The following is a 21,118-nucleotide window of genomic DNA, read 5'->3' as shown; positions in this document are numbered from 1 at the left end:
TCCGGCGCTTGCCAACCCCGCCGCGCGGGATTTCGCCCGATTGTCACATGGGCTGCGGCGATGCGGCGCGTATCAAAGCGGCGCCGGCGCCTCGACCGCTGCGCCGAAGATCCGATCGAAGCTGCGCCTCAAGGCCTCGTCCGCCTCGTCCATCGTCACCAGAACGCCGAGATCGACCAGGCTGGTGACGCCGTGTTCCTGAATGCCGCACGGGACGATGCCGCCGAAATGATCCAGATCCGGCTCCACGTTCAGGCTGATGCCGTGGAAGCTGACCCATTTGCGGACCTTGACGCCGATGGCGGCGATCTTGTCCTCGCGGGACCAGCCCGCCCCCTTGCGCTCGACCCACACGCCCACGCGGCCCGGCCGGATGTCGGCCTTTACGCCGAACGTCTCCAGGGCGCCGATCAGCCACAGCTCCAGCCCGCGCACGAAACACCGGACGTCCTTGCCGCGCCGGTTCAGGTCCAGCATCACATAGGCCACGCGCTGTCCCGGCCCGTGATAGGTGAACTGCCCGCCCCGCCCTGTGCGATGCACCGGAAACCGGCCGGCATCGAGAAGGTCGTCGTCCTTGGCCGAGACGCCGGCGGTGTAGAGCGGCGGATGCTCGAGCAACCAGACCATCTCATTCGCCTCGCCCGCCGCAATGGCCGCGACGCGCGCCTCCATGAAGGCCTCTGCGGCCGCATAGTCGACGTAGCCTTTCGACACGGCCCATTCGACCGGTCGGTCATCGTCGAGACGCATTTTCTGAAGGGATGGGCTTAACGGCTCAGCAAGCATGACGCTTCAATGTGATCGCCAGGGCGTTTCTGCAAGAGACGGCCCTCCAGTGAAGAGAGCTTTACGTGACCCAGATCAACGCCGTCGATGTCGAAATCTCAGTGGTTCTGGGTCGCTCGGTGCTGCCGATGTCGCAACTGCTGCGCATGGGTCGCGGTGCGGTGATTCCCCTGGACGCTGCAGAGGGCGACGAGGTCTGGATCCTGGCCAACAACTATCCGGTCGCGCGCGGCGAAATCGAGATCCGAGACGACCGTATCGCCATCACCGTCACCCGCCAGGCGGACGTGTATGACTTCATGGCCGGGTCGGCCTGAGGCTTTGATCCGCGACGTCTTTGCGTCGTTCATTTCGCCCTTTCCTTTTCCAACGGCTTCGTCTATTCGCCGCCGCTCCGATGCGAGCGGTCGTGGCGGAATTGGTAGACGCGCAGCGTTGAGGTCGCTGTGGGGCAACCCGTGGAAGTTCGAGTCTTCTCGACCGCACCATCTGGCTAAACAGGGCGATTCATCGGCTAAGTACGGCTGGACATTCTACCAAGGGAGGCGACCACGTGAGCACCACGGACACCGCCTTTGCTCCAGACGAGACGCTCGATAACGAAGACCACGCCGCCCTGGACGAGGACTATGTCCTCACCCCTCAATTCGTCGAGAAAGTCGTGGACGCCGCCGACGACGGCGACGGGATGCGGCTGCGCTCCCTTCTCGAAGACCTGCACCCGGCCGACGTCGCCGATCTGATGGGCTTTCTGACGGCGGAACACCGCGCCGTCGTCGTCCTGTGGCTGCCGCCCGAGCTTCTGGCGGAAACCCTGCCCGAACTGGACGACAATATCCGCGAGGAAGTGCTGGAGCGGGTTCCGCACGGCACCCTGGCCGAGGCGTTGCAGGAACTGGATTCCGACGACGCCGCCGCCGTCGTCGAAGACCTGGAAGACGACCAGCGCGAACGCGTTCTGGCCGCCATGCCCGAAGTCGATCGCGCCGCCATCGAAAGCAGCCTAGGCTATGCGGAAGAATCCGCCGGGCGCCTGATGCAGCGCGAGGTGATGGCCGCGCCTCAGTTCTGGAGCGTGGGCGACACCATCGACCACATCCGCAAACAGGGCGACGACCTGCCCGAGCTGTTCTTCGACATCTATGTTGTCGATCCGCTGAACCGCCCGGTCGGCGGCGTGCCGATCAGCGGCCTGCTGCGCGCCGCCCGCACCATCGCCCTGACCGATCTGATGGAGCCGATCAACGAGATCGCCGTCGATCAGGATCAGGAAGAAGTCGCCTACATCTTCGAGAAATACCACCTGATCTCGGCGCCCGTCGTGGACGCGGCCGGTCGGCTGGTGGGTCAGATCACCGTCGATGACATCGTCAACATCATTCAGGAAGAGAACCGCGAAGACATCCTGCGTCTGGCCGGCGTCGCGGACGAGGACCGCGGCTCGTCCATTCCCGAGATCGTACGCGGTCGCGTGCCCTGGCTGGCGATCAATCTGGCGACGGCGGCCCTGGGCGCCAGCGTCATCGGCCTGTTTGAAGCCACAATCCAACAGATCGTCGCTCTCGCCGTCCTCATGCCGATCGTCTCGGCCATCGGCGGCAACGCCGGCACCCAGGCCCTGACCGTGACTGTGCGCGCCCTGGCGACGCGCGAGTTGAACAGTTCGAACGCCCCGCGCACCTTCTGGCGCGAGATGGTGGTGGGCCTGGCCAACGGCCTGATCCTGGCGCCCCTGATCGGCATCGCGGCAGGCTTCTGGTTCCGGGACGAAGACTGGAAGATCGGCCTGGTGATCGGCGCGGCCATGATCCTGAATCTGCTGGTCGCCGCCTCGATCGGGGTCCTGACGCCCCTGACCCTCTCCAAGCTCAAGTTCGACCCGGCCGTTTCCTCGGCGGTGTTCGTCACGGCGACCACCGACTTCTTCGGCTTCCTGATCTTCCTTGGTCTGGCCACACTGGTGCTGCTCTAGACACGACGCGGACGATCCGGCGCGGCCCTTGCTGGGAGCGGTGCGAGCGCCGCGCGCCTGTTTCCAATTGGGTCAACTGTGTCTGACGTCCTCCCCAAACCCAGCAAGGTGTCCCGCGAGGGCGTCCTGCTGATCAAGAGTTTCGAAGGCTTCCGGCCTCGGGCCATGCAACGCAGCGACGGTCGCTGGGTCATCGGCTATGGCCACACCCAGTCGGCCCGCGAGGGCGCGAGCGTGTCCGAGGCCGAGGCCGAACTGCTGATGCAATACGACCTGATCCCGGTCGTGAAGGCTGTGACCAATCACGTCCGCGTTCCTCTCAACCAGCATCAGTTCGACGCCCTGGCCAGTTTCGCCTTCTCCATCGGCGCAGACAGGTTCGCCGCCTCCGACGTGGTCGCGCAGTTGAACGCGGGGTCTGCGCGTCAGGCGTCCGCCTCCATGAGCACCTGGGCCGATGAAGCCGCCGCAGAGACGCCAACCCGCCGGCGCTCGGCTGAACACGCGCTGTTCAATGCCGCGCCCGGCGCGCCGGTCACCTTGACGGATCTTCTGGCCGCGCCCCTGCCGTCTCCTTTCGAGACGGACGAGCCGACCCTGCCCGCCGTCGACGGCTCCCTGGATGAAGCCGTCGCTCCCTTCCCGGCCCAGGACGGCGTGGTGCTGGCTCAAGCCGCCTCTGCGACCACCACGCCTCAGCCGCACGCCACCTATGTCGCGACGGCTGTCGGCCCGGTCCCGGACGTCGTGCCGTTGACCGGGCAGTCGGAGAGCGTCTCCGTCGCTGCGCCGATCATCGCCGCCAACGATATCCACGCCCCGGTTGAAACCCAACGGCCGGAGACGCCGTCGGGCTTCGCCGATGCGCAGAAGACCAGCGTGGTGCTGACCGCGCCAGGCCTGGCCGAAGCCGCGCCAGCCGACAGCCCCGTCGAACCGGCCATCGAGGGCGACGCAGCATCCGCTGAAGACGTGCTGAGCACGCGCGAGGTCGTGGCCCGCGCTCGGGCCAAGCGGCGCTCGGGGCTGGGGGAAACCCTGACCTTCGTCATCATGGGCGGCCTGGGCGCCCTGTGTCTCGGCGTCGCCATGGCCGCCTTTCGCCGCGCGTCGCTATCGAGCAGCAGCGACACCGCCACGGTCGCCTGGGTCCTGATCCTGGTCGCCGCCGCCTGCCTCGGCGTGTCGGGCTACAACTGCTATCGGCGCTGGGGACGGGCTGACCGCGCCTGACAGCGCTTGGCGAAAGGCCGTGCGCGATGCTACGCCCTAGCGCATGAGCATTCCCTTCGCGCCCCAATCCATGGAATTCGGCCTTGGCGATAACGCCGACGCCATCCGCGACACCACCGCCCGCTGGGCCGCCGATCGCCTGGCGCCGCTGGCCGCCGAGATCGACGAAAAGAACGCGTTCAAACGCGAACTCTGGCCCGAAATGGGCGAGCTGGGCCTGCACGGAATCACCGTCGAGGAAGAGTTCGGCGGCCTCGGCCTGGGCTATCTCGAACATGTCGTGGCGATGGAGGAAGTGTCGCGCGCCTCGGCCTCGATCGGCCTCAGCTACGGCGCCCACTCCAATCTGTGCGTCAATCAGATTCGGCGCTGGGGCACGCCCGAGCAGAAGCAGAAATATCTGCCCAAGCTGATCAGCGGTGAACACGTCGGTTCATTGGCCATGTCCGAGGCCGGATCAGGCTCCGACGTCATGTCGATGCGCACCCTCGCCGAAAAGAAGGGCGATCGCTACGTCTTGAACGGCACCAAATTCTGGATCACCAACGCGCCCCATGCCGACACCCTCGTCGTCTATGCCAAGACCGATCCGGATGCGGGATCAAAGGGTTGCACCGCCTTCCTGATCGAAAGGGGCATGAAGGGTTTCAGCGTCTCCAAGAAACTGGACAAGATGGGCATGCGCGGCTCGGACACCGCCGAACTGGTGTTTGAGGACTGCGAAGTGCCTGAAGAGAACATCATGGGCCCGCTGGGTGGCGGCGCCGGCGTGCTGATGAGCGGCCTGGACTATGAGCGCGCCGTTCTGGCCGCTGGCCCGCTCGGCATCATGCAGGCCGCGCTGGACGTGGTCCTGCCCTACGTCCGCGACCGCAAACAGTTCGGAAAGCCGATCGGCTCGTTCCAGCTGATGCAGGGCAAGATCGCCGACATGTATGTCGCCCTGAACAGCGCCCGCGCCTATGTCTATTCGGTCGCCCGTGCCTGCGACGCCGGCCTGACAACGCGCTACGACGCGGCGGGTGCGATCCTGCTGGCGTCCGAAAATGCGGTGAAGGTCACGATGGAGGCCGTTCAGGCCTTGGGCGGCGCCGGCTACACCAAGGAATGGCCGGTTGAACGACTGGTCCGCGACGCCAAACTCTATGACATCGGCGCCGGCACCAACGAGATTCGCCGCTTCCTGATCGGACGGGAACTGCTGGGCGGCTGACGGCTTGTCTCCGCACAAGGGAGACAGACCATGCCCGCCAAATCCGCCGCTCAGCAAAAGGCCGCCGGCGCGGCCCTGTCGGCTAAGCGAGGAGACACGCCAAAGTCGAAGCTTAAGGGCGCGTCCAAGTCCATGGTCGAGTCCATGACGGAAAAGCAGCTGCAAGACCTTGCCGAAACCAAGCGCAAGGGCAAACCCGAGCACGTGCAGGACTGAGACACAGTCGATTTATCTGATCGCCTGTCCGTTCTGTAAGTGGCGATCCGCGCGCCGACCGCCTAGATGGGCGCAATCTCCAGCCGAGCGCCCCGCCTGATGCCCGCCCAACCGCCTCCGAACGACGACCTGCGGCGGTTCTCCGACGTCCTTGAAGACCTCGGCCACGCCCCAGAGCCCAAGCTGACCATGGCCGAATTGGTCGCGTCGTTCGGCGAGCGTGGCTTCGGGGCCATGATCCTGATCCTGTCGCTGCTGGCGCTCCTACCCTGGCCGCCCGGCGGCAAGGCGGTCTTCGCCGTACCGATCATCCTGATGTCCCTGGAACTGGCCTTCCAGAGACAGAGTGTGTGGCTGCCGCGCTGGATGTTGAAGGCCTCGGTGTCCCGCGCCGCCTACACGTCCTTGATCGCCACGCCGTTCGCAGCCCCGGCCTGGCTACGCCGCTGGGTGCTGTCGGCAAGGGTGCGGATCGCCGGGCGCCGCTACATCTTTTCCGACGGCGTGAGGCGCGCCGTTCGCAGACGCCCGAATGGCCTGAGCGTCTTGAAGATGGTCCGCGCCATCGAACGCTTGACCCGCCCGCGCCTGCCGCTGCTGACCGGCGATGTCGCCGACACCTTCACCGGCTTGGTCTGCGTCGTGTTGGCCCTGATCATGGCCTTGCCCATCCCATTTGGAGACGCCCTGCCCGGCATCGCCCTGGTTCTGTTCGCCCTGGGCATGATGCAGCGCGACGGGGTCGCCATCCTGCTCGGCGTCGTCGCCACCGCAGCCAGCGCTCTCTATCTGTTCCTGATATGGGCGACGGTAGTCGAGGTGGCCCAGCACGTGACCGGCTGGTTCGCCAAACTGCTGCACTGACGGCGACAAAAAGGGCCGCCGGGTTTCCCCGGCGACCCTTCATTGCCTGACCGCGAACGGTCCGGCCGCAACTCAGTCTGCAAGGCTCAGACCAGACCCTCTCCGAGGGCCAGGGTCGCGGTCGCCGCTCGCGATTGATGACAATGAGACACTGGATCACCTCCTTTCGACTGTTGAACAGGGAGGTGAAACATAAGACGGCTCAACGCCTTGCGCCAATGGGCTTCGCGCTTTCGTGAACGCGTGTCGATCTACTGCGTCGGCGACGCCCCGCCGGACAGGCCCTGCATGATCATGCGATTGATATCGATCAGATCCTGAAAGCTCTCTTCGCCCCGCATGATCGCCGAGGAATGGCGATTGATGAACAGGCTCAGGGAAATGATCTGCGCGCGCATCGGAGCGCCCAGAGCGTTGCCTGCATCGCTGCACTCGCCGGCCAGCGTCGACCAGAGGCGCCGGTTCCAGTCCAGCGCGTCGATACGGGTGGCGATGTCGGACTCGTCGACGGTCGAGGCGTGAACCAGAGCGCGCGTGACCTGACCGAACAGACGGTACTCCAGGTCGCGCGGGCTCTCAGCCCTCGCTGTCGCCGCTGTGTAGGCCTGAAGCGACATTCAGCACTCTCTCTTCATACTCGACAATCTTACGTGCAGACATCAGGGCCTTGTAGTATTCGCGCGCCAGCACATGACGCGAGGCCGAGACGCATTCGGCCAGGATGTCCGGGTTCTGCGTCGCGCCCATGAATTCTGTGATCCGCAGAGCGAGTTCGTCGAAGAACTTCGACGCCGAACTCTCGTCCAGATACATCATCATGATCGGGAAATAGATGCGGCGTGCGGGCGTGGTGACGTCCTCGGCCTGCATGATGTCCTTCTCGCGCAGAACGCTGGCGCGGTTTTGGAGGATCAGCACGCCGCGACGATCGCCGTTCTGGACCACGGCGCCATTCAGAACGAACTTCTCGCCGGGTTTCAGCGACAGCTTCAAGGCCATTGAGGACCGTACTCCAGTCGTGGTCGAGCCGGTCGCGCACGACAGCTCCGAGTGAATCAGACCCTACCCCGGCATCAGTTAACCATCCCTTGTGAGATCGATCCGCTGGAACGCGTATCGTCGCCGTTGCGTTGGCTTGTCGAAGAGGAGACGACCATGCCGGACAACGACTATCAGGACGATCAGGAACAGTCTGAGACGTTCGACGAAACCCATCTGGACGACGAGGGCGACGGCGAATTTCTGCTGGATGAGGCCGATCAGGTGCTGGACGTGACCCAGGCTGACGGCGACGCCGACGAAGAGGAGTTCGACGAGGACGCCGAGGTCGATCTCGACGACCAGTTAGCTCTCGACGGCATCGAACGCGAAGCCGACGCCCTGTTGGGCGTCGATGGCGAAAACCGCGATCAGATCGACGCCGAAGGCGCGCCTGCGTCAGCGCCGGATGAAGTCGAGCTCGTCTATTCGGGCCTGATGGAAAACGAACGCGGCGCACAGGCCAGCGCCGCCCATTGGGAGGCCAAACGGCTCTCGGATGACGACATCACGGACCTGGGATACGGCCCGGACGGCGACCAAGACGCTCCGGCGCGATAAGGAGACAATGACATGACCGACGACAAAGCCCGTCACGACGCGTCGACCGACGCCCCGCACGCCAAGCGTACGCTCTCGCAGGACGGCGTGCCGGACCAACTCGACAAGATCGAAAAGTCCGAAAGCCGCCAGGAGGCGCTGGTGGATGAGGGTCTGGAAGAAACCTTCCCCGCCAGCGATCCGGTCTCGGCCAAGCGCATCATCTGATCGCTGTTCACGACGCGGACGATCCGCTAACCCACTCCGTGGAAACACGGAGTGGGTTTTTCTATGAGCCGTTTCGAAGGCACGGACCGTTATATCGCCACGAGCGACCTCAAGGTCGCGGTGAATGCTGCGGTCGCGTTAGAGCGTCCTCTGCTGATCAAGGGCGAGCCCGGCACAGGCAAGACGGTCCTGGCCTATGAAATCGCCAAGGCCTTCGACGCGCCGTTGATCACCTGGCACGTCAAATCCACGACGAAGGCCCACAACGGCCTGTATGAGTATGATGCGGTCAGCCGACTGCGCGACAGCCAGTTGGGCGAGGAGCGCGTCCATGACGTGCGCAACTATCTGAAGAAGGGCAAGCTGTGGGAGGCCTTTACCGCCCCTGTCCGCCCTGTCCTGCTGATCGACGAGATCGACAAGGCCGACATCGAGTTCCCGAACGACCTGCTTCAGGAACTGGATCGGATGGAGTTCTACGTCCAGGAAACGGACGAGACGATCCGCGCCGAAGTGCGTCCCATCGTCATCATCACCTCCAACAATGAAAAAGAGTTGCCCGACGCCTTCCTGCGGCGCTGCTTCTTCCACTTCATTCGCTTCCCCGACGCCGATACCCTGTCGGCTATCGTCGACGTGCACTTCCCCGGCATCAAACCGCGCCTGGTTTCCCAGGCTTTGAAGACCTTCTACGAAATCCGCGACACGCCGGGCCTGAAGAAGAAGCCCTCCACCTCGGAGCTTCTGGATTGGCTGAAGCTGTTGCTGGTCGAGGATATCGACGCTGAGACCCTGCGTGAGAAGACGCCGAACAAGCTGATTCCGCCGCTGCATGGCGCGCTGCTGAAGAACGAGCAGGACGTGCATCTGTTCGAACGCCTGGCCTTCCTGAATCGCCGCGAAGGCTCGCGCCCCGGCGGCTGATCCGGTGATTACCGCGATTTCACTGGATCACGCGGCCGCAGCGGGCAGAATGGAGGCCAAGAGAGGTTCGACCATGCGTCATATCCTGCTTTATCTAGCCCTCAGCGCCAGCCTTGCCGCCTGCGACGGCGACAACTCGGTCCGCATCACCACCACCTCCTCCAGCGACGATCAGGGCGCAGGCGTATTGAAGGTGATCGACGCCCTGCAATGCCCGGACAGTCTTGGCGTCCTGACGCGGAAGGGCCTGGCGGCGGCGGGCGGCGCGAACTGCGTCTATGGCGGCCCCAAGGGGGCCGACGTCGTGCTGCATCTGGTCAAGCTGGATGATCGCTCGGTCGATGACGTGCTGCGGGACTTCGAAGCGCGCGCCAGCGCCGACCTGCCCCACACGGTCGCGCGACTTGCTCCCGGAGCCGGAGATGCGCCGCCGCCGCCAGCGATCGAGGCAGGCGATACGACTTCGGTCCAGGCGCCTGGGGTCGACATCAAGACGCGCGGCGAGGACGCCTCGGTCCGGCTGCCGGGCCTGAAGATCGAGACCCAGGGCGATAACGCCAGCGTCCGCATCGGCGGCATAAACATCCAGTCCAAGGACGGACAAAACGTCCGCACCGAAACCTCGACGGTCAGCGTGGACGCCAACGACAACTCCACGCGCGTGCGCACCCGTGCGCCGGGCGCGGCGACGCGCATGACCTACATCCTGGCTGACGATCAGCCCGGCGATGCGGGCTGGCGCCAGGTCGGCTTTGAGGCGCGCGGCCCCAGCGGCGGCCCGATCGTCATCGCCGTGGTCAGGTCCAAGGATCGCCGAAACGACGGCATTTTCGACGACGCCAAGGACCTGGTTACGCTGAACGTCGGACGCTGATGCGGCGATTTCCTTCGCCGTCTGGTCCCTCCCGCTTGATCCCGGCGTATCTTTGCGTCACCTGACCAGCCGACAAGCGATCAGGACACGCGATTTGGCCGAGCGCCCCACCAAGAAGAACGCCCCCCGCGCCTGGCAGCGCATGCTGTCCGGTCGTCGCCTAGATTTGCTGGACCCGTCGCCGTTCGACATCGAGATCGAAGACATCGCCCACGGCCTGGCACGCGTCGCCCGCTGGAACGGTCAGACCATCGGCGAGCATGCCTTTTCGGTCGCCCAGCACTCGTGCGTGGTCGAAGAGATCGCCGCCCACATCAAGCCCGGCCTGGATCCGAAATGGCGTCTGGCCGCCCTGCTGCATGACGCCTCGGAGTACGTCATCGGCGACATGATCTCGCCGTTCAAGGCGGCGCTCGGGGCGGGTTACAAGGACTTCGAGGCCAAGCTGGAAGCCGCGATTCACCTGCGCTACGGCCTGCCGCCCAAGACGCCGCAGACGATCAAGACCTTGATCAAGAAGGCCGACAAGGCCTGCGCCTTTTTCGAGGCCACGCAGTTGGCGGGCTTCACCGAAAAGGAATCGCTGGGCTTCTTCGGCAGCCCGCCCGAGGGCTACAGCCTGACGATCGAACCCCAACCCGCGCCGGTCGCCCAGGCCCGCTATCTGGAACGCTATCGCGTCCTGGCGGGAGCCGTCGGCCTGATCCCCGCCGACGACGCCTGGCACACGGAATAGCGCAATGACCCAGGGGGCGGAGGACGGCGTTCGCATCGGTCTGTCGGCGGTCGTGATGACCTTGAAAGACCGACAGGCCGTCGTCCTGACGACCCCGACCGAGGACGGTTCGCGCGCCCTGCCCTTCGGGCCGTTCGATCCGGTGCGCGACCGAACCTTCGAGCGCGCCCTGCGGGACTTCGTGACTGTTCAGACCGGGTTCCGGCTCGGCTTTGTCGAACAGCTCTACACCTTCGGCGACGCGGGCCGCGCCTCTCCCCGCGCGACGCCCGGCCCCGGCCGTCACAGGGAGGTCTCCGTCGGCTATCTGGCCCTGACGCCCGACGCGGCGGAAGGCCAGACACACGACGCCCGCTGGGACGCCGTATTCGAGTTCTTCCCATGGGAAGACCGGCGCGGCGGCCGCGAGGCTCAGATCACGGAAGGCCTACTGGCCTGGGCCGATGGCGACGAGCACCGCCTGGCCCGCGCTCGCGCCCTGTTCGCCCTGACGCCCGATCATCGCTGGAACGAGGAGCGAGTCTTAGAACGCTATGAACTGCTCTACGAAGCGCGTCTGGTCAGCGAGGCCTGGCGCGACGCCGACCGGCCGCCCACGCAGCCCATGCCGGGCCGCATTATGTCGTCCGATCACCGGCGCATCCTGGCGACCGCGCTCGGCCGGCTACGCAGCAAGCTGAAATACCGCCCGGTTCTGTTCGATCTGACGCCTGGCGTCTTCACCCTGTCTGAACTCCAGGCGGGCGCCGAGGCCGTATCGGGTCTCAGCTTGCACAAGCAGAATTTCCGGCGCGGTGTGGAGCGGACAGGGCTGGTCGAACCCACCGGACAGCTGTCTTCCACCACGGGCGGCCGACCCGCCGAACTGTTTCGATTCAAAGGCGTGGACGCCCAGACCGGCGCCGCGCCGGGCCTGTCTTTGCCCGCGCAAAGATAGCGTCGGATTTCTTTCACAGACGGGTTGCGAAGCGCTGCGGCTCCGACTAGAGAAGCCCCTCGCTCGACCAAGCGATATCGGCGCCGCGGAGAGGTGGCAGAGTGGTCGAATGTACCGCACTCGAAATGCGGCGTGCCTGGAAGGGTACCGTGGGTTCGAATCCCACCCTCTCCGCCATTTCCGATTGAATTATTTATATAATTTACCCCGATAGGGCTTCCGGCCCACATCCCTCCCCTCAAAAGATGAGGCGGGTCTGTGCTGTCAGTCTGACCCCCGGTTGGTGCTGGCGCGGAGGTGCTGGCAGTCTAACGGGGGTGCTGTCAGTCTAACGCTAACTTGTCTCCACTTATGCAGCCTTAAGGCCTGATCGGAGATCGCATTTCGTGAAGCCACTATCCTTCAAACGCCACCGCTAGGCGCAAAGACCCCTGCCCTCCTTTGCTCACCGAAGTCTGCAATGCGCCATTAGCGGACCTCACCATCTGTCCCAAAAAACGACATTGGGTGGTTCATGTCGGTACATGTCGGCGCGGGCGGTGCGCTGAACTCCATGAACCATCCGGCGAGTTCGTCTGACGAACACGACACTTCTCCAATCAGCCACATCCGGAGCATGGCCATCTGTCCGGCGGCGTTACCCGCAGAAAGAAGCGCCGCCGCTCTCTCCGCGCCCATCGGCCAACGGGCCTCGATCATGGTCGCCAGTTTTCGTTGCAGCTTGGACAACAGCGGCGGCTCGAACAGCATCCGGGTCAAGGCGCGTTGGGGCCAAACGTGCTCGAGCATGGCCTTCAGCGCGGCTCGACTGGTCCGACCGGAAGCAGCCGCCGCCAAAGGGATGAAGACCGGCTCGATCACCGCGAGCAGAACCTCGTCCTTGTTCCGGAAATGCTCATAGAAGGTGGAGCGGCCCACGCCGGCGGCCTCGATGACATCGGCCGTGCGGATGGCGTCGTACCGGCGCTCGAAGATCAGGCGGATAAGGGCGTCGAAGATCGCCGCGCGGGTGCGCTTCATTCGGCGGTCCAGATCGTGATCGGCACCTTGGGTCATGTCGTGACGATAGCCCAAGCCCGCACGACGTTCAGCCCGTCAGGCGACCATGCCGGCGGACGATTGCGCCCCGTTGTCCGGAATCGGACTTTTGGCGGTTTCGTCTCTGGCGGACAGTCTGCCTCTGCGCCCACCTTCGCTCTCCATATTTCGAGGGGATGAACATGACCGGGCGCGATCAGGATCGTATTTCGGGGGGATTGATTGTCGGCGCTGTCGGGGCTGCGGCCACGCTGATGCTTCACCACCCCACATCCTTCAAAGGACCGGACGACGGCCTGTTGTTGAACGACTGGAGCAACACGGCCGTGCACGGCGCCATGATCGTCTGCCTGCTGGCCTTACGTTTCGGTCACGCCGAATGGGCGCAGCGACTGGGCAAGGCACACCTCAGTGTTCGTCTCGGCGCCATGCTACTCGACAGCGGCATGACCGCCTTCATCGCCGCCGCCCTGATCAGCGGCTTCGCCGCCAGCGGCGTCGCGGCGCGCCTGGAACCGGACGATGCACGTCTGATGCTCAAGGGTTTCGTGGCGCTGAACCAGGCCCTGGCCAATCTGGGCATGGCCTTGACCGCAGCGGCCATGGCGACCTGGGCCGTGCGGATGCTGCGGCTCGACATGGTGGCACGGATCGCGGGCGGCCTCGGCCTCATCGCGGCCGTCGCAGCGGCGTGCTGGATGATCGTCGGCCAGGGCGCCTTCGGCCTCTATCCAGCGGTGACCGCCACGGCCCTGTTCGGCCTCTGGTCGATCCTGATCGCATCGCAGATGATGGTCGCCCCCGCTAAGGAGCCCGCACGATGAGCGAGACGCATCGAGCCGTCGCCATTCTGGCCAGTCGTGACCTGAAGGTCAGCGAAGCTTTCTACGCCCGCCTCGGCTTTCGGGTCGTCAGCGACCATGGGCACTATCTGATCCTGTCCGATGGTCGGGGGTGGCATCTGCATCTGAGCGCCGCCCAATGGCCGGGACGGATCGAGGACAATCCTTTCGGCCTGTACCTCTATGTGGACGACGTCGACGCGGTCGCCGACCGCGTCCGAGATCTTATCCTCGCCCCGGGGTCGCCCGAGTTGAAGCCGTGGGGAACCTACGAGTTCGCGGTGAGCGATCCGGATGGGACGCTCGTCAGGATCGGACGGATCTCGGACTAGGCCTTGCGAAGACCCGAGCGATAGATCGCCATGCCGAGCGCGGCGGGAACCACGGCGAGAGCCGACATTTCGACGGCCTCCATCGCGTGCCCGATGCTTGCGCCCCAGAGAATGAAGGTCGCCGCCGAGAGCACGGAGCCCGCGACAAGAACACCGCCCGCCACTTGGGGTGAAATACCGGACATCGCTTTCATCGCGTCTCTCCCTGTTCGAGAGGCACAACTACACACGCGACGTAAATACAATCCAAAGATGAGCCCAACGCACCGTCATCACTCTAGGGGTCGTCAAGGACAATCTGCCCCAGGAGCGTCCCATTGCCGAAACTCCGCGTTCGGCGTAAGCGGAGGCTCCGGGGTATTCCATTGTCGCACCTTGCTCGCCAGTTCTGCGTCGGCCTAGCCGTGACCCTGATGGTCGCGCTGCAGGGCTTTGGCGCGATCAGCGCCGAGCACAAGATCGAACATGCGGTGCAGTTCCCCGGCGTCGCCTACGTCGAAATCGCCGCCGACGATCATGACCACGACCATGATCGCCAGGCTGTCGATGCCGTACCGGGCGATACCGCCTTCGACGTCGCCGATAGCGATATCGACGAGCAGCCGGTCAAACCGCACCACCACCACGGCGGCGGCGACCAGCATCTGGTCATCGGCGACGAGTTGCCGTCGATCGACGGCTCCATGATCCATGTCGCGCGTCTCGGGCCTGCGCCCGATTCCGTGCCGCCCGGCGCCCTGGTCGACGCCCCGCACCAACCTCCCAGACAGAACGCCTGATCGCCTGAAAAGCTGATCCTGCGCGGCCGTTCGGCCGTGTGCGTCCTGTTGGAGAAATTCCTTGATACGTCCTCAGTCCGGCTCTGCCGGATGGCGAGGCCGAGGCGCGGCTGTGTCCGCCCTGGTGCTCGTCGCGGCCGCGACCCTGTCGCCGCCTTCCTCTGCGCTCGCGCAGTCGCCCGCCGCGCCTGCCTCATCGGCGGCGCCCCTCATGGACCTCGATGCGGCCCTGCGCCGCGCGATCGCCGCCGACCCGGCCCGCGCCGGTCTCGAGGCGCGCCTGCGCGCCGTCGAGGCCGGGGTGCGCCAAGCCGGCGTGCGGCCCAACCCCACCCTTGGCCTGATGGTCGAGAACCTGCCGACCTTCGGCGCCGGTTCCTTCATCGACCAGACCCAGACCACCCTGACCTATGATCAGAGGCTGGAACGCGGCGGCGATCGACCGGCGCGGTCCAGCCTGGCCCGTAGCGAAGGCCTGCTGGTCGTCGCCGAGGCGCGGGTGGCCCAACTCGACCGGCTGGAACTGGTCCAGCGCGCCTGGACCGACGCCCTCGCCGCCGACGCCCAGGTGGAGATCGCCCGCGAACGACTGAATCTGGCCGAACGCTTCCAGGCCGAGGTGCAGCGGCGCGTCAACGCCGCCCGCGATCCCCTGTTCGCCGGGGCGCGCGCCGAGGCGGAACTGGCCCAGGCCCAGATCGAATTCGATCAGGCCGAGGTCGCGGCCCGCCTCGCCCGCATCGTGCTGGCGAAGTTCTGGGACGGCGTCGTCGACTTCTCGGTCGGCCGCGACGCCTTCGAGGACACCAGCGCGTCCCGGATCGCGGCGGGCGAGGTCTCGCCGGCCGACCTGGAGGTCTTCCAGGCGCGTCGGGCAATCTCCGAGGCCCAGGTTCGTGTCGAAGAGGCGCGCGCCGTGGCCGATCCGACGGTCAGCGTCGGGGTACGGCATATGTGGGCCAACGACGTCTCGCTGGTGTTCGGGGGCAGTATTCCCCTGCAGCGTTACGACACGAACCAGGGTGCCATCGACCGCGCACGGGCCGAAGGCGTCGCCGCCCAGGCGGACATGAACGCGCGCCGGATCGAACTGGATCGCGAGATCGCCCGTCTGCAGGTCCTGCTTCTGACCCAGGCCAACGAAGCGCGGCGGATTTCCGAGGAGACCCTGCCTCAGGCGGAACGGGCCGTGACCCTGGTCCGCGACGGCTTCGCCCGAGGGGGCTTCACCTACAACGACGTCATGTCCGCCCATACGGCCCTTCTGCAGGCCCGCGCCCGACGCGTGGCCGTGCTGCAGGCCTTCCACAACGACCGCGCCCGCCTCGACCGGCTGACCGGAGCGCACGCCGACTTGCTCGGCCTGGAGACCCAACCATGAACAGCATCCGAACCCCCAGGCTCGCCTATGGCGCGGCCGTAACCGTTCTGGCTCTTGCCCTGGCATCCTGCGGCGGCGGCACGGAGAAGGCGGAACCGACCGCCGAGGAGGCGGCGGCCGCCGCCGCCGACTACGAGCGCGGCCCGCACAACGGTCGTCTGCTCCGCGACGGCGACTTCGCCCTGGAAGTGACCATCTATGAAGAAGGTCCGGAACCGCTCTTCCGCCTCTATCCGTACCAAAACGACAAGCCGCTGGATCCGCGTCAGGTCCAGGTCACAATGGCCCTGAGCCGTCTGGGGCCGAAGGTGGATCGGTTCGTCTTCACCCCGGAGAACGACTATCTGGCCAGCCCCGGCGTCGTGTTCGAGCCTCACTCGTTCGACGTCTCGGTCAATGCGGTCCGGGCCGGCAATCGGTCCAACTGGACCTATCAGTCCTATGAGGGACGGACCACGATCACCGCGCAGGCGGCTCAGGCCGGCGGTGTGACGACGGAACGGGTCGGGCCGGCGGTGCTGGGAGAGACCCTGCCGCTGAACGGTCGGGTCGAGATCAAGCCCGAGGGCAAGGCCGAGGTCCATGCCCGCTATCCGGGTCGGATCGTCTCGATGAACGTGGAACTGGGTCAGTCGGTCCGGCGCGGCCAGGTCCTGGCACGCGTCGAGTCCAGCGAAAGCCTGCAGACCTATACGGTCACAGCCCCGATCTCGGGCGTGATCACGGTCAAGAACGCCAACCCCGGCCAGATCACCGGCGGCGGCCAGCCCATGCTGGAGATCGGCGACCCGTCCCAACTGCACGCGGAGTTCTTCCTCTATCCGCGTGACGCCGAACGCGTCCGTGTCGGCCAGCGTGTCGAGGTCAAGAGCTTGGCCGGCGACAGCCGGACCACGGCGACGATCGAGGCAATCCTGCCGTCGGCGGACGTGATGAGCCAGACGATGGTGGCCCATGTCCACCTGGGGGCCCAGTCGGGCGCCTGGCGACCGGGTCTGGGCGTGTCGGGCGTCGTCCAGGTCGGGGCAGGCGAAGTTCCCTTGGCGGTCAAGACCAAGGCCCTGCAGCCGTTCCGCGACTTCACCGTCGTCTACGCCAAAGTCGGCGACACATACGAGGTGCGGATGCTCGATCTGGGCCGTCGGACCGACGAGTGGACCGAGGTTCTTGGCGGCATCGAGCCCGGCACGACCTATGTCGTCGACGGCGCCTTCCTCATTCGCGCGGACATCGACAAGTCCGGCGCGAGCCACGACCACTAAGGGGGCGCGCGCATCATGCTTGAACGCATCATCGCGCTGTCGATCCGGTTCCGCTGGGTCGTCATGGCGCTCGTCCTGGTCGCGGCGGCGGTCGGCGTCTGGAGTTTCCAGAAGCTGCCCATCGACGCCACGCCCGACATCACCAACGTCCAGATCCAGATCAACACGGAGGCGCCCGGCTATTCGCCGCTCGAAGCCGAACAACGCATCACCTTCCCGGTCGAGACCGCCATCGCCGGCGTGCCCGGCCTCAGCTACACCCGATCCGTCTCGCGCTACGGCCTGAGCCAGGTCACGGTCGTCTTTGAGGACGGCACGGACATCTACCGGGCGCGGCAACTGGTCAACGAGCGGCTGCAGAGCGCGCTCGGTCAGTTGCCGCCGGGTCTGTCGCCGGAACTCGGCCCCATCGCCACGGGGCTGGGCGAGATCTTCATGTACACGATCGAGGCCGAACCCAACGCCCGCAAGCCGGACGGCACGGCCTATACGCCCGAAGACCTGCGCACACTGCAGGACTGGGTCATCCGCCCGCAAATGCGCAACACCCCAGGCGTCACCGAGGTCAACACCATCGGCGGCTTCGTGCGTGAGTACCACGTCAACCCCTACCCCGAACGGCTCTCGGCCTTCGGCGTGACCATGGGCGAAGTGGTCGAGGCGCTGGAGCGCAACAACGCCAATGTCGGCGCCGGCTATGTCGAGCGTTTCGGCGAGCAATGGCTGATCCGGGTGCCGGGTCAGGCCTCCACCCAGGAAGACCTGTCCAACATCGTCATCGCGACGCGCGGCGGGGTTCCGATCCGGGTGGCGGAAGTCGCGGACGTCGGCCTGGGCGAGGAGCTTCGTACCGGTGCGGCGACCGAGAACGGCAAGGAGACGGTGCTGGCCACCGTCCTGATGCTGGCCGGGGAGAACAGCCGCGTGGTCGCCCAGGCGGCGGCGGCGCGACTGGAGGAAGCCGCCAAGGCCCTGCCCAAGGGCGTGGTCGCCTCGCCGGTCTATGACCGCACCGACCTGGTCGAGCGGGCCATCAAGACGGTCGAAAAGAACCTGGTCGAAGGCGCCCTTCTGGTCATCGTCGTCCTGTTCCTGCTGCTCGGCAACATCCGGGCGGCCCTGATCACGGCGGCGGTCATCCCGATCACCATGCTGATGACCATCACCGGCATGGTTCAGGCCGGGGTCTCGGGCAATCTGATGAGCCTAGGCGCCCTGGACTTCGGTCTGATCGTCGACGGCGCCGTCATCATCGTCGAAAACTGCCTGCGTCGCTTCGCCGAAGCCCAGCACCACAAGGGCGGCCTGCTGACCCGCGAGGAACGGTTCAGCCTTGCGGCCTCGGCGTCCAGCGAGGTGATCCGTCCGTCCCTGTTCGGCGTGCTGATCATCACCCTGGTCTACGTGCCGATCTTTGCGCTGGACGGCGTGGAGGGCAAAACCTTCCACCCTATGGCCATCACCGTGGTCATCGCCCTGACCGGCGCCCTGATCCTGTCGCTGACCTTCGTGCCGGCGGCCGTGGCGATGTTCGTCACCGGCAAGGTTCAGGAGAAGGACAGCTTCCTGATGCGCTGGGCGCGGACCGGCTATCAGCCGGCCCTCGACTTCGCACTGAAGGCCCGCGTCCTGATGGTCGGCGCCGCCGTAGCCCTGGTGGCGCTCTCGGGCCTGATCGCTTCTCGGATGGGTTCGGAGTTCGTGCCGAACCTCGACGAGGGCGACATCGCCATGCACGCCCTGCGCATCCCCGGAACCAGCCTGTCCCAGGCCATCCAGATGCAGACCGCGCTCGAGGCCCGACTGGCGAAGTTCCCGGAAGTAGAGCGTGTCGTCGCAAAGATCGGCACCGCCGAAGTGGCGACCGATCCCGTCCCGCCCTCGGTCGCGGACACCTTCATCCTTCTGAAGGATCGCGAGGACTGGCCGAACCCGAGAAAGCCCAAGCTGCAGCTCGTTCGCGAGATGGAGGAGGCCGTCAGCGAGGTGCCAGGCAGCAAGTACGAGTTCACCCAGCCGATCCAGATGCGGTTCAACGAACTGCTCAGCGGCGTCCGCGCCGACGTGGCCATCAAGGTTCACGGCGACGACCTGGATCAATTGGTGCAGCTCGGCTCGCAGATCGAGGAGATCGTCGGCGCCATTCCCGGCGCGGCCGATCCGCAGGCGGAACAGGTCACCGGCCTGCCCATGCTGCAGATCACGCCCGACCGCGCCGCCATCGCCCGCCTGGGTCTGAGCATCGACGATGTTCAGTCCGTCATCGCCACCTCCATGGGCGGCACGACGGCCGGGCAGATCTTCGAGGGCGACCGCCGTTTCGACATCGTCGTGCGGATGCCGGAGGCGCTTCGGTCGAACACCGACGCCATCGGCCGCATCCAGGTGCCGGTGCCGGCGATTGACGGTCAGCCGCGCGGCTTCGTGCCGCTGAGCGAGATCGCCACGATTGGGCTTGAGACGGGACCCAACCAGATCAGCCGCGAGGACGGGAAGCGACGCATCGTCGTCACCGCCAACGTCCGCAACCGCGACCTGGGCTCCTTCATCGGAGAGGCCCAGGAGCGGATCGAACGCGAAGTCGAACTGCCCGCCGGCTACTGGGTCACCTATGGCGGCACCTTCGAACAGCTGATCTCTGCCGCCAAACGGCTGCAACTGGTCGTTCCGGCCGTGCTGCTGCTGATCTTCGGCCTGTTGTTCGCCCTGTTCCGCTCGTGGAAGGACAGCGCCATCGTCTTCTCCGGCGTGCCCCTGGCCCTGACCGGCGGGGTGGCGGCGCTGGCTATGCGCGGTCTGCCCCTGTCGATCTCGGCAGGCGTCGGCTTCATCGCCCTGTCGGGCGTGGCCGTGCTGAACGGGGTGGTGATGGTGACCTTCATCCGGTCGCTGATCCAGGAGGGCAAACCGGTCGGAGAAGCGATCCGCGACGGCGCCCTGACCCGGCTTCGGCCGGTCCTGATGACCGCCCTGGTCGCCAGCCTCGGCTTCGTGCCGATGGCGATCAATGTCGGCGCAGGCGCGGAGGTCCAGCGTCCGCTGGCCACCGTGGTCATCGGCGGCATCGTCTCCTCGACGGTGCTGACCCTGCTGGTCCTGCCGGCTCTCTACAGCCTGGTTCACGGTCGCCCTTCGGCCGGGGCCGGAACCTCTAGCAACTGGCGTTCGCGCCTGCCTTTCAATCGGAGCAACGCATGACCGTCGCGCGCCATCTGGCCGCCTGGTGGAGGACGCCCACGGGCGTCCTCCTGCTGGGCCTACTCATCCTCTTCGCCGACGGCCTGCTCGGCACGGCCCTCGCCCACGGCGTCGCCGAGGGCGACAAGGGCTATATCCAGGAAACCTCCGGCTTCCTGTTCTGGCCCTTCGTCTATCTGGGCGCCAAGCACATGGTCACCGGCTACGACCACCTGCTGTTCCTGTTCGGCGTGATCTTCTTCCTCTACCGGATGAAGGACATCAGCATCTATGTGACGCTGTTCGCCATCGGCCATTCCTCGACCCTGCTGCTGGGCGTGCTGACCGACATCAGCGTCTCCAGCTATCTGGTCGACGCCATCATCGGCCTGTCGGTCGTCTACAAGGCGCTCGACAATATGGGCGCCTTCCAGAGGTGGTTCGGGTTCCAGCCCTCGACCAAGGGCGCGACCCTGGTCTTCGGCCTGTTCCACGGCTTCGGCCTGGCCACCAAGCTGCAGGACTTCAACCTGTCGCCTGACGGTCTGATCCCGAACCTGATCGCCTTCAACATCGGCGTCGAGATCGGCCAACTGCTCGCCCTGGGCGGCATCCTGATCCTGATGGGCTTCTGGCGTCAGTCGAACAGCTTCTGGAAACACGCCTACCTCACCCAGGTCGTCCTGATGACCTGCGGCTTCATCCTGATGGGCTATCAGCTCGTCGGCTTCTTCGTCATATGA

General features: G+C 65.7%; 24 protein-coding genes and 2 tRNA genes. 21 read left to right on the top strand and 5 right to left on the bottom strand.

Going from position 1 to position 21,118, the window contains the following annotated elements; all coding sequences use genetic code 11:
- Nucleotides 1-72: 72 nt before the first annotated feature.
- Entirely contained in the window at nt 73-789 is a 717-nt protein-coding gene (lipB, locus tag Q9R14_RS04085) for a lipoyl(octanoyl) transferase LipB (protein ID WP_306003575.1), read from the bottom strand.
- 65 nt (nt 790-854) lie between these two features.
- Here lipB and Q9R14_RS04080 point away from each other — a divergent pair, with 65 nt between their 5' ends.
- The 7 genes from Q9R14_RS04080 (at nt 855) to Q9R14_RS04050 (ending at nt 6,287) form a co-directional block, all read left to right on the top strand.
- On the top strand, nt 855-1,106 hold the full coding sequence (locus Q9R14_RS04080) for a FliM/FliN family flagellar motor switch protein (protein ID WP_017505209.1): 252 nt from the start codon (nt 855-857) through the stop codon (nt 1,104-1,106).
- Between the two features lie 86 nt (nt 1,107-1,192).
- A tRNA-Leu gene (locus Q9R14_RS04075) sits at nt 1,193-1,277 on the top strand.
- Nucleotides 1,278-1,342: 65 nt separating this feature from the next.
- Entirely contained in the window at nt 1,343-2,761 is a 1,419-nt protein-coding gene (gene mgtE, locus Q9R14_RS04070) for a magnesium transporter (protein WP_306003574.1), read from the top strand.
- Between the two features lie 78 nt (nt 2,762-2,839).
- Nucleotides 2,840-3,994 (top strand): lysozyme, encoded by a 1,155-nt coding sequence (locus Q9R14_RS04065; protein WP_306003573.1) that lies wholly within the window; start codon nt 2,840-2,842, stop codon nt 3,992-3,994.
- A 43-nt stretch (nt 3,995-4,037) separates the two neighbouring features.
- Complete coding sequence (locus tag Q9R14_RS04060; protein WP_306003572.1) at nt 4,038-5,207, top strand: isovaleryl-CoA dehydrogenase; 1,170 nt, start codon at nt 4,038-4,040, stop codon at nt 5,205-5,207.
- Between the two features lie 30 nt (nt 5,208-5,237).
- Nucleotides 5,238-5,423 (top strand): DUF3008 family protein, encoded by a 186-nt coding sequence (locus tag Q9R14_RS04055; RefSeq protein ID WP_271041364.1) that lies wholly within the window; start codon nt 5,238-5,240, stop codon nt 5,421-5,423.
- 99 nt (nt 5,424-5,522) lie between these two features.
- On the top strand, nt 5,523-6,287 hold the full coding sequence (locus Q9R14_RS04050; RefSeq protein ID WP_221414913.1) for an exopolysaccharide biosynthesis protein: 765 nt from the start codon (nt 5,523-5,525) through the stop codon (nt 6,285-6,287).
- 251 nt (nt 6,288-6,538) lie between these two features.
- Here the strand turns inward: Q9R14_RS04050 and flaF are convergent, their stop codons facing one another.
- Together flaF and flbT are read right to left on the bottom strand one after the other, a co-directional pair.
- A complete protein-coding gene (gene flaF / locus Q9R14_RS04045; RefSeq protein ID WP_055808591.1) occupies nt 6,539-6,904 on the bottom strand; it encodes a flagellar biosynthesis regulator FlaF in 366 nt (121 codons plus the stop codon).
- Nucleotides 6,864-7,286, bottom strand: a complete 423-nt coding sequence (flbT, locus tag Q9R14_RS04040) for a flagellar biosynthesis repressor FlbT (RefSeq protein WP_045811316.1) — start codon at nt 7,284-7,286, stop codon at nt 6,864-6,866. The genes flaF and flbT overlap by 41 nt, the downstream gene beginning before the upstream one ends.
- A 156-nt stretch (nt 7,287-7,442) precedes the next feature.
- On the opposite strand from flbT, the gene Q9R14_RS04035 reads away from it, so the two are divergent.
- From Q9R14_RS04035 to Q9R14_RS04005, 7 genes are all read left to right on the top strand, one after another.
- On the top strand, nt 7,443-7,886 hold the full coding sequence (locus Q9R14_RS04035) for a hypothetical protein (protein WP_306003571.1): 444 nt from the start codon (nt 7,443-7,445) through the stop codon (nt 7,884-7,886).
- A gap of 12 nt (nt 7,887-7,898) precedes the next feature.
- The gene (locus tag Q9R14_RS04030; protein ID WP_306003570.1) at nt 7,899-8,093 is read left to right on the top strand and encodes a hypothetical protein; all 195 of its coding nucleotides are present in this window, start codon (nt 7,899-7,901) and stop codon (nt 8,091-8,093) included.
- A 63-nt stretch (nt 8,094-8,156) separates the two neighbouring features.
- Complete coding sequence (locus Q9R14_RS04025; protein WP_306003569.1) at nt 8,157-9,017, top strand: MoxR family ATPase; 861 nt, start codon at nt 8,157-8,159, stop codon at nt 9,015-9,017.
- 73 nt (nt 9,018-9,090) lie between these two features.
- Nucleotides 9,091-9,891, top strand: a complete 801-nt coding sequence (locus tag Q9R14_RS04020) for a methyltransferase type 11 (protein WP_306003568.1) — start codon at nt 9,091-9,093, stop codon at nt 9,889-9,891.
- A gap of 94 nt (nt 9,892-9,985) precedes the next feature.
- Complete coding sequence (locus Q9R14_RS04015; protein WP_017505221.1) at nt 9,986-10,627, top strand: YfbR-like 5'-deoxynucleotidase; 642 nt, start codon at nt 9,986-9,988, stop codon at nt 10,625-10,627.
- A gap of 4 nt (nt 10,628-10,631) precedes the next feature.
- On the top strand, nt 10,632-11,564 hold the full coding sequence (locus tag Q9R14_RS04010) for an NAD regulator (RefSeq protein ID WP_306003567.1): 933 nt from the start codon (nt 10,632-10,634) through the stop codon (nt 11,562-11,564).
- An 87-nt stretch (nt 11,565-11,651) separates the two neighbouring features.
- Nucleotides 11,652-11,741 (top strand) — tRNA-Ser (locus Q9R14_RS04005).
- A 291-nt stretch (nt 11,742-12,032) separates the two neighbouring features.
- Here the strand turns inward: Q9R14_RS04005 and Q9R14_RS04000 are convergent.
- Nucleotides 12,033-12,584: a helix-turn-helix domain-containing protein gene (locus tag Q9R14_RS04000; RefSeq protein WP_306003566.1), complete on the bottom strand. Its 552-nt coding sequence runs from the start codon at nt 12,582-12,584 to the stop codon at nt 12,033-12,035.
- A gap of 200 nt (nt 12,585-12,784) precedes the next feature.
- On the opposite strand from Q9R14_RS04000, the gene Q9R14_RS03995 reads away from it, so the two are divergent.
- Entirely contained in the window at nt 12,785-13,426 is a 642-nt protein-coding gene (locus Q9R14_RS03995) for a hypothetical protein (protein ID WP_269219331.1), read from the top strand.
- On the top strand, nt 13,423-13,776 hold the full coding sequence (locus Q9R14_RS03990; protein WP_269219332.1) for a VOC family protein: 354 nt from the start codon (nt 13,423-13,425) through the stop codon (nt 13,774-13,776). The genes Q9R14_RS03995 and Q9R14_RS03990 overlap by 4 nt, the downstream gene beginning before the upstream one ends.
- Here the strand turns inward: Q9R14_RS03990 and Q9R14_RS03985 are convergent.
- Nucleotides 13,773-13,970, bottom strand: coding sequence for a hypothetical protein (locus Q9R14_RS03985; RefSeq protein ID WP_269219333.1), 198 nt, complete (start codon nt 13,968-13,970; stop codon nt 13,773-13,775). The genes Q9R14_RS03990 and Q9R14_RS03985 overlap by 4 nt on opposite strands.
- A gap of 171 nt (nt 13,971-14,141) precedes the next feature.
- Between Q9R14_RS03985 and Q9R14_RS03980 the strand changes: the two genes are divergently transcribed.
- From Q9R14_RS03980 to Q9R14_RS03960, 5 genes are all read left to right on the top strand, one after another.
- Nucleotides 14,142-14,555 (top strand): hypothetical protein, encoded by a 414-nt coding sequence (locus tag Q9R14_RS03980; RefSeq protein WP_269219334.1) that lies wholly within the window; start codon nt 14,142-14,144, stop codon nt 14,553-14,555.
- Nucleotides 14,556-14,667: 112 nt separating this feature from the next.
- Nucleotides 14,668-15,936 carry a TolC family protein gene (locus tag Q9R14_RS03975; protein WP_269219335.1) on the top strand — a complete coding sequence of 423 codons (1,269 nt, stop codon included), beginning with the start codon at nt 14,668-14,670 and terminating at the stop codon, nt 15,934-15,936.
- Nucleotides 15,933-17,198 carry an efflux RND transporter periplasmic adaptor subunit gene (locus Q9R14_RS03970; RefSeq protein ID WP_269219336.1) on the top strand — a complete coding sequence of 422 codons (1,266 nt, stop codon included), beginning with the start codon at nt 15,933-15,935 and terminating at the stop codon, nt 17,196-17,198. Before Q9R14_RS03975 ends, Q9R14_RS03970 begins: the two co-directional genes overlap by 4 nt.
- Before the next feature lie 15 nt (nt 17,199-17,213).
- Nucleotides 17,214-20,396, top strand: a complete 3,183-nt coding sequence (locus tag Q9R14_RS03965; RefSeq protein WP_269219337.1) for an efflux RND transporter permease subunit — start codon at nt 17,214-17,216, stop codon at nt 20,394-20,396.
- A complete protein-coding gene (locus Q9R14_RS03960; protein WP_269219338.1) occupies nt 20,393-21,118 on the top strand; it encodes a HupE/UreJ family protein in 726 nt (241 codons plus the stop codon). The genes Q9R14_RS03965 and Q9R14_RS03960 overlap by 4 nt, the downstream gene beginning before the upstream one ends.

Origin of the sequence: Brevundimonas sp. C43, from assembly GCF_030732185.1 — a bacterium.
Classification (GTDB): Bacteria; Pseudomonadota; Alphaproteobacteria; order Caulobacterales; family Caulobacteraceae; genus Brevundimonas; species Brevundimonas diminuta_C.
Note: the sequence above shows the minus strand (reverse complement) of the source record. Positions and strands in the feature narration are given on the sequence as shown.

Coding starts and splice junctions, on each gene's coding strand:
- Q9R14_RS03990 (WP_269219332.1), top strand. CDS start 13,423: ATGAGCGAGACGCATCGAGCCGTCGCCATTCTGGCCAGTCGTGACCTG.
- Q9R14_RS04060 (WP_306003572.1), top strand. CDS start 4,038: ATGAGCATTCCCTTCGCGCCCCAATCCATGGAATTCGGCCTTGGCGAT.
- Q9R14_RS04000 (WP_306003566.1), bottom strand. CDS start 12,584: ATGAAGCGCACCCGCGCGGCGATCTTCGACGCCCTTATCCGCCTGATC.
- Q9R14_RS04020 (WP_306003568.1), top strand. CDS start 9,091: ATGCGTCATATCCTGCTTTATCTAGCCCTCAGCGCCAGCCTTGCCGCC.
- Q9R14_RS04030 (WP_306003570.1), top strand. CDS start 7,899: ATGACCGACGACAAAGCCCGTCACGACGCGTCGACCGACGCCCCGCAC.
- Q9R14_RS03995 (WP_269219331.1), top strand. CDS start 12,785: ATGACCGGGCGCGATCAGGATCGTATTTCGGGGGGATTGATTGTCGGC.
- Q9R14_RS03985 (WP_269219333.1), bottom strand. CDS start 13,970: ATGAAAGCGATGTCCGGTATTTCACCCCAAGTGGCGGGCGGTGTTCTT.
- lipB (WP_306003575.1), bottom strand. CDS start 789: ATGCTTGCTGAGCCGTTAAGCCCATCCCTTCAGAAAATGCGTCTCGAC.
- Q9R14_RS03970 (WP_269219336.1), top strand. CDS start 15,933: ATGAACAGCATCCGAACCCCCAGGCTCGCCTATGGCGCGGCCGTAACC.
- Q9R14_RS04035 (WP_306003571.1), top strand. CDS start 7,443: ATGCCGGACAACGACTATCAGGACGATCAGGAACAGTCTGAGACGTTC.
- Q9R14_RS03960 (WP_269219338.1), top strand. CDS start 20,393: ATGACCGTCGCGCGCCATCTGGCCGCCTGGTGGAGGACGCCCACGGGC.
- Q9R14_RS03965 (WP_269219337.1), top strand. CDS start 17,214: ATGCTTGAACGCATCATCGCGCTGTCGATCCGGTTCCGCTGGGTCGTC.
- Q9R14_RS04050 (WP_221414913.1), top strand. CDS start 5,523: ATGCCCGCCCAACCGCCTCCGAACGACGACCTGCGGCGGTTCTCCGAC.
- Q9R14_RS04010 (WP_306003567.1), top strand. CDS start 10,632: ATGACCCAGGGGGCGGAGGACGGCGTTCGCATCGGTCTGTCGGCGGTC.
- flbT (WP_045811316.1), bottom strand. CDS start 7,286: ATGGCCTTGAAGCTGTCGCTGAAACCCGGCGAGAAGTTCGTTCTGAAT.
- Q9R14_RS04055 (WP_271041364.1), top strand. CDS start 5,238: ATGCCCGCCAAATCCGCCGCTCAGCAAAAGGCCGCCGGCGCGGCCCTG.
- Q9R14_RS04025 (WP_306003569.1), top strand. CDS start 8,157: ATGAGCCGTTTCGAAGGCACGGACCGTTATATCGCCACGAGCGACCTC.
- flaF (WP_055808591.1), bottom strand. CDS start 6,904: ATGTCGCTTCAGGCCTACACAGCGGCGACAGCGAGGGCTGAGAGCCCG.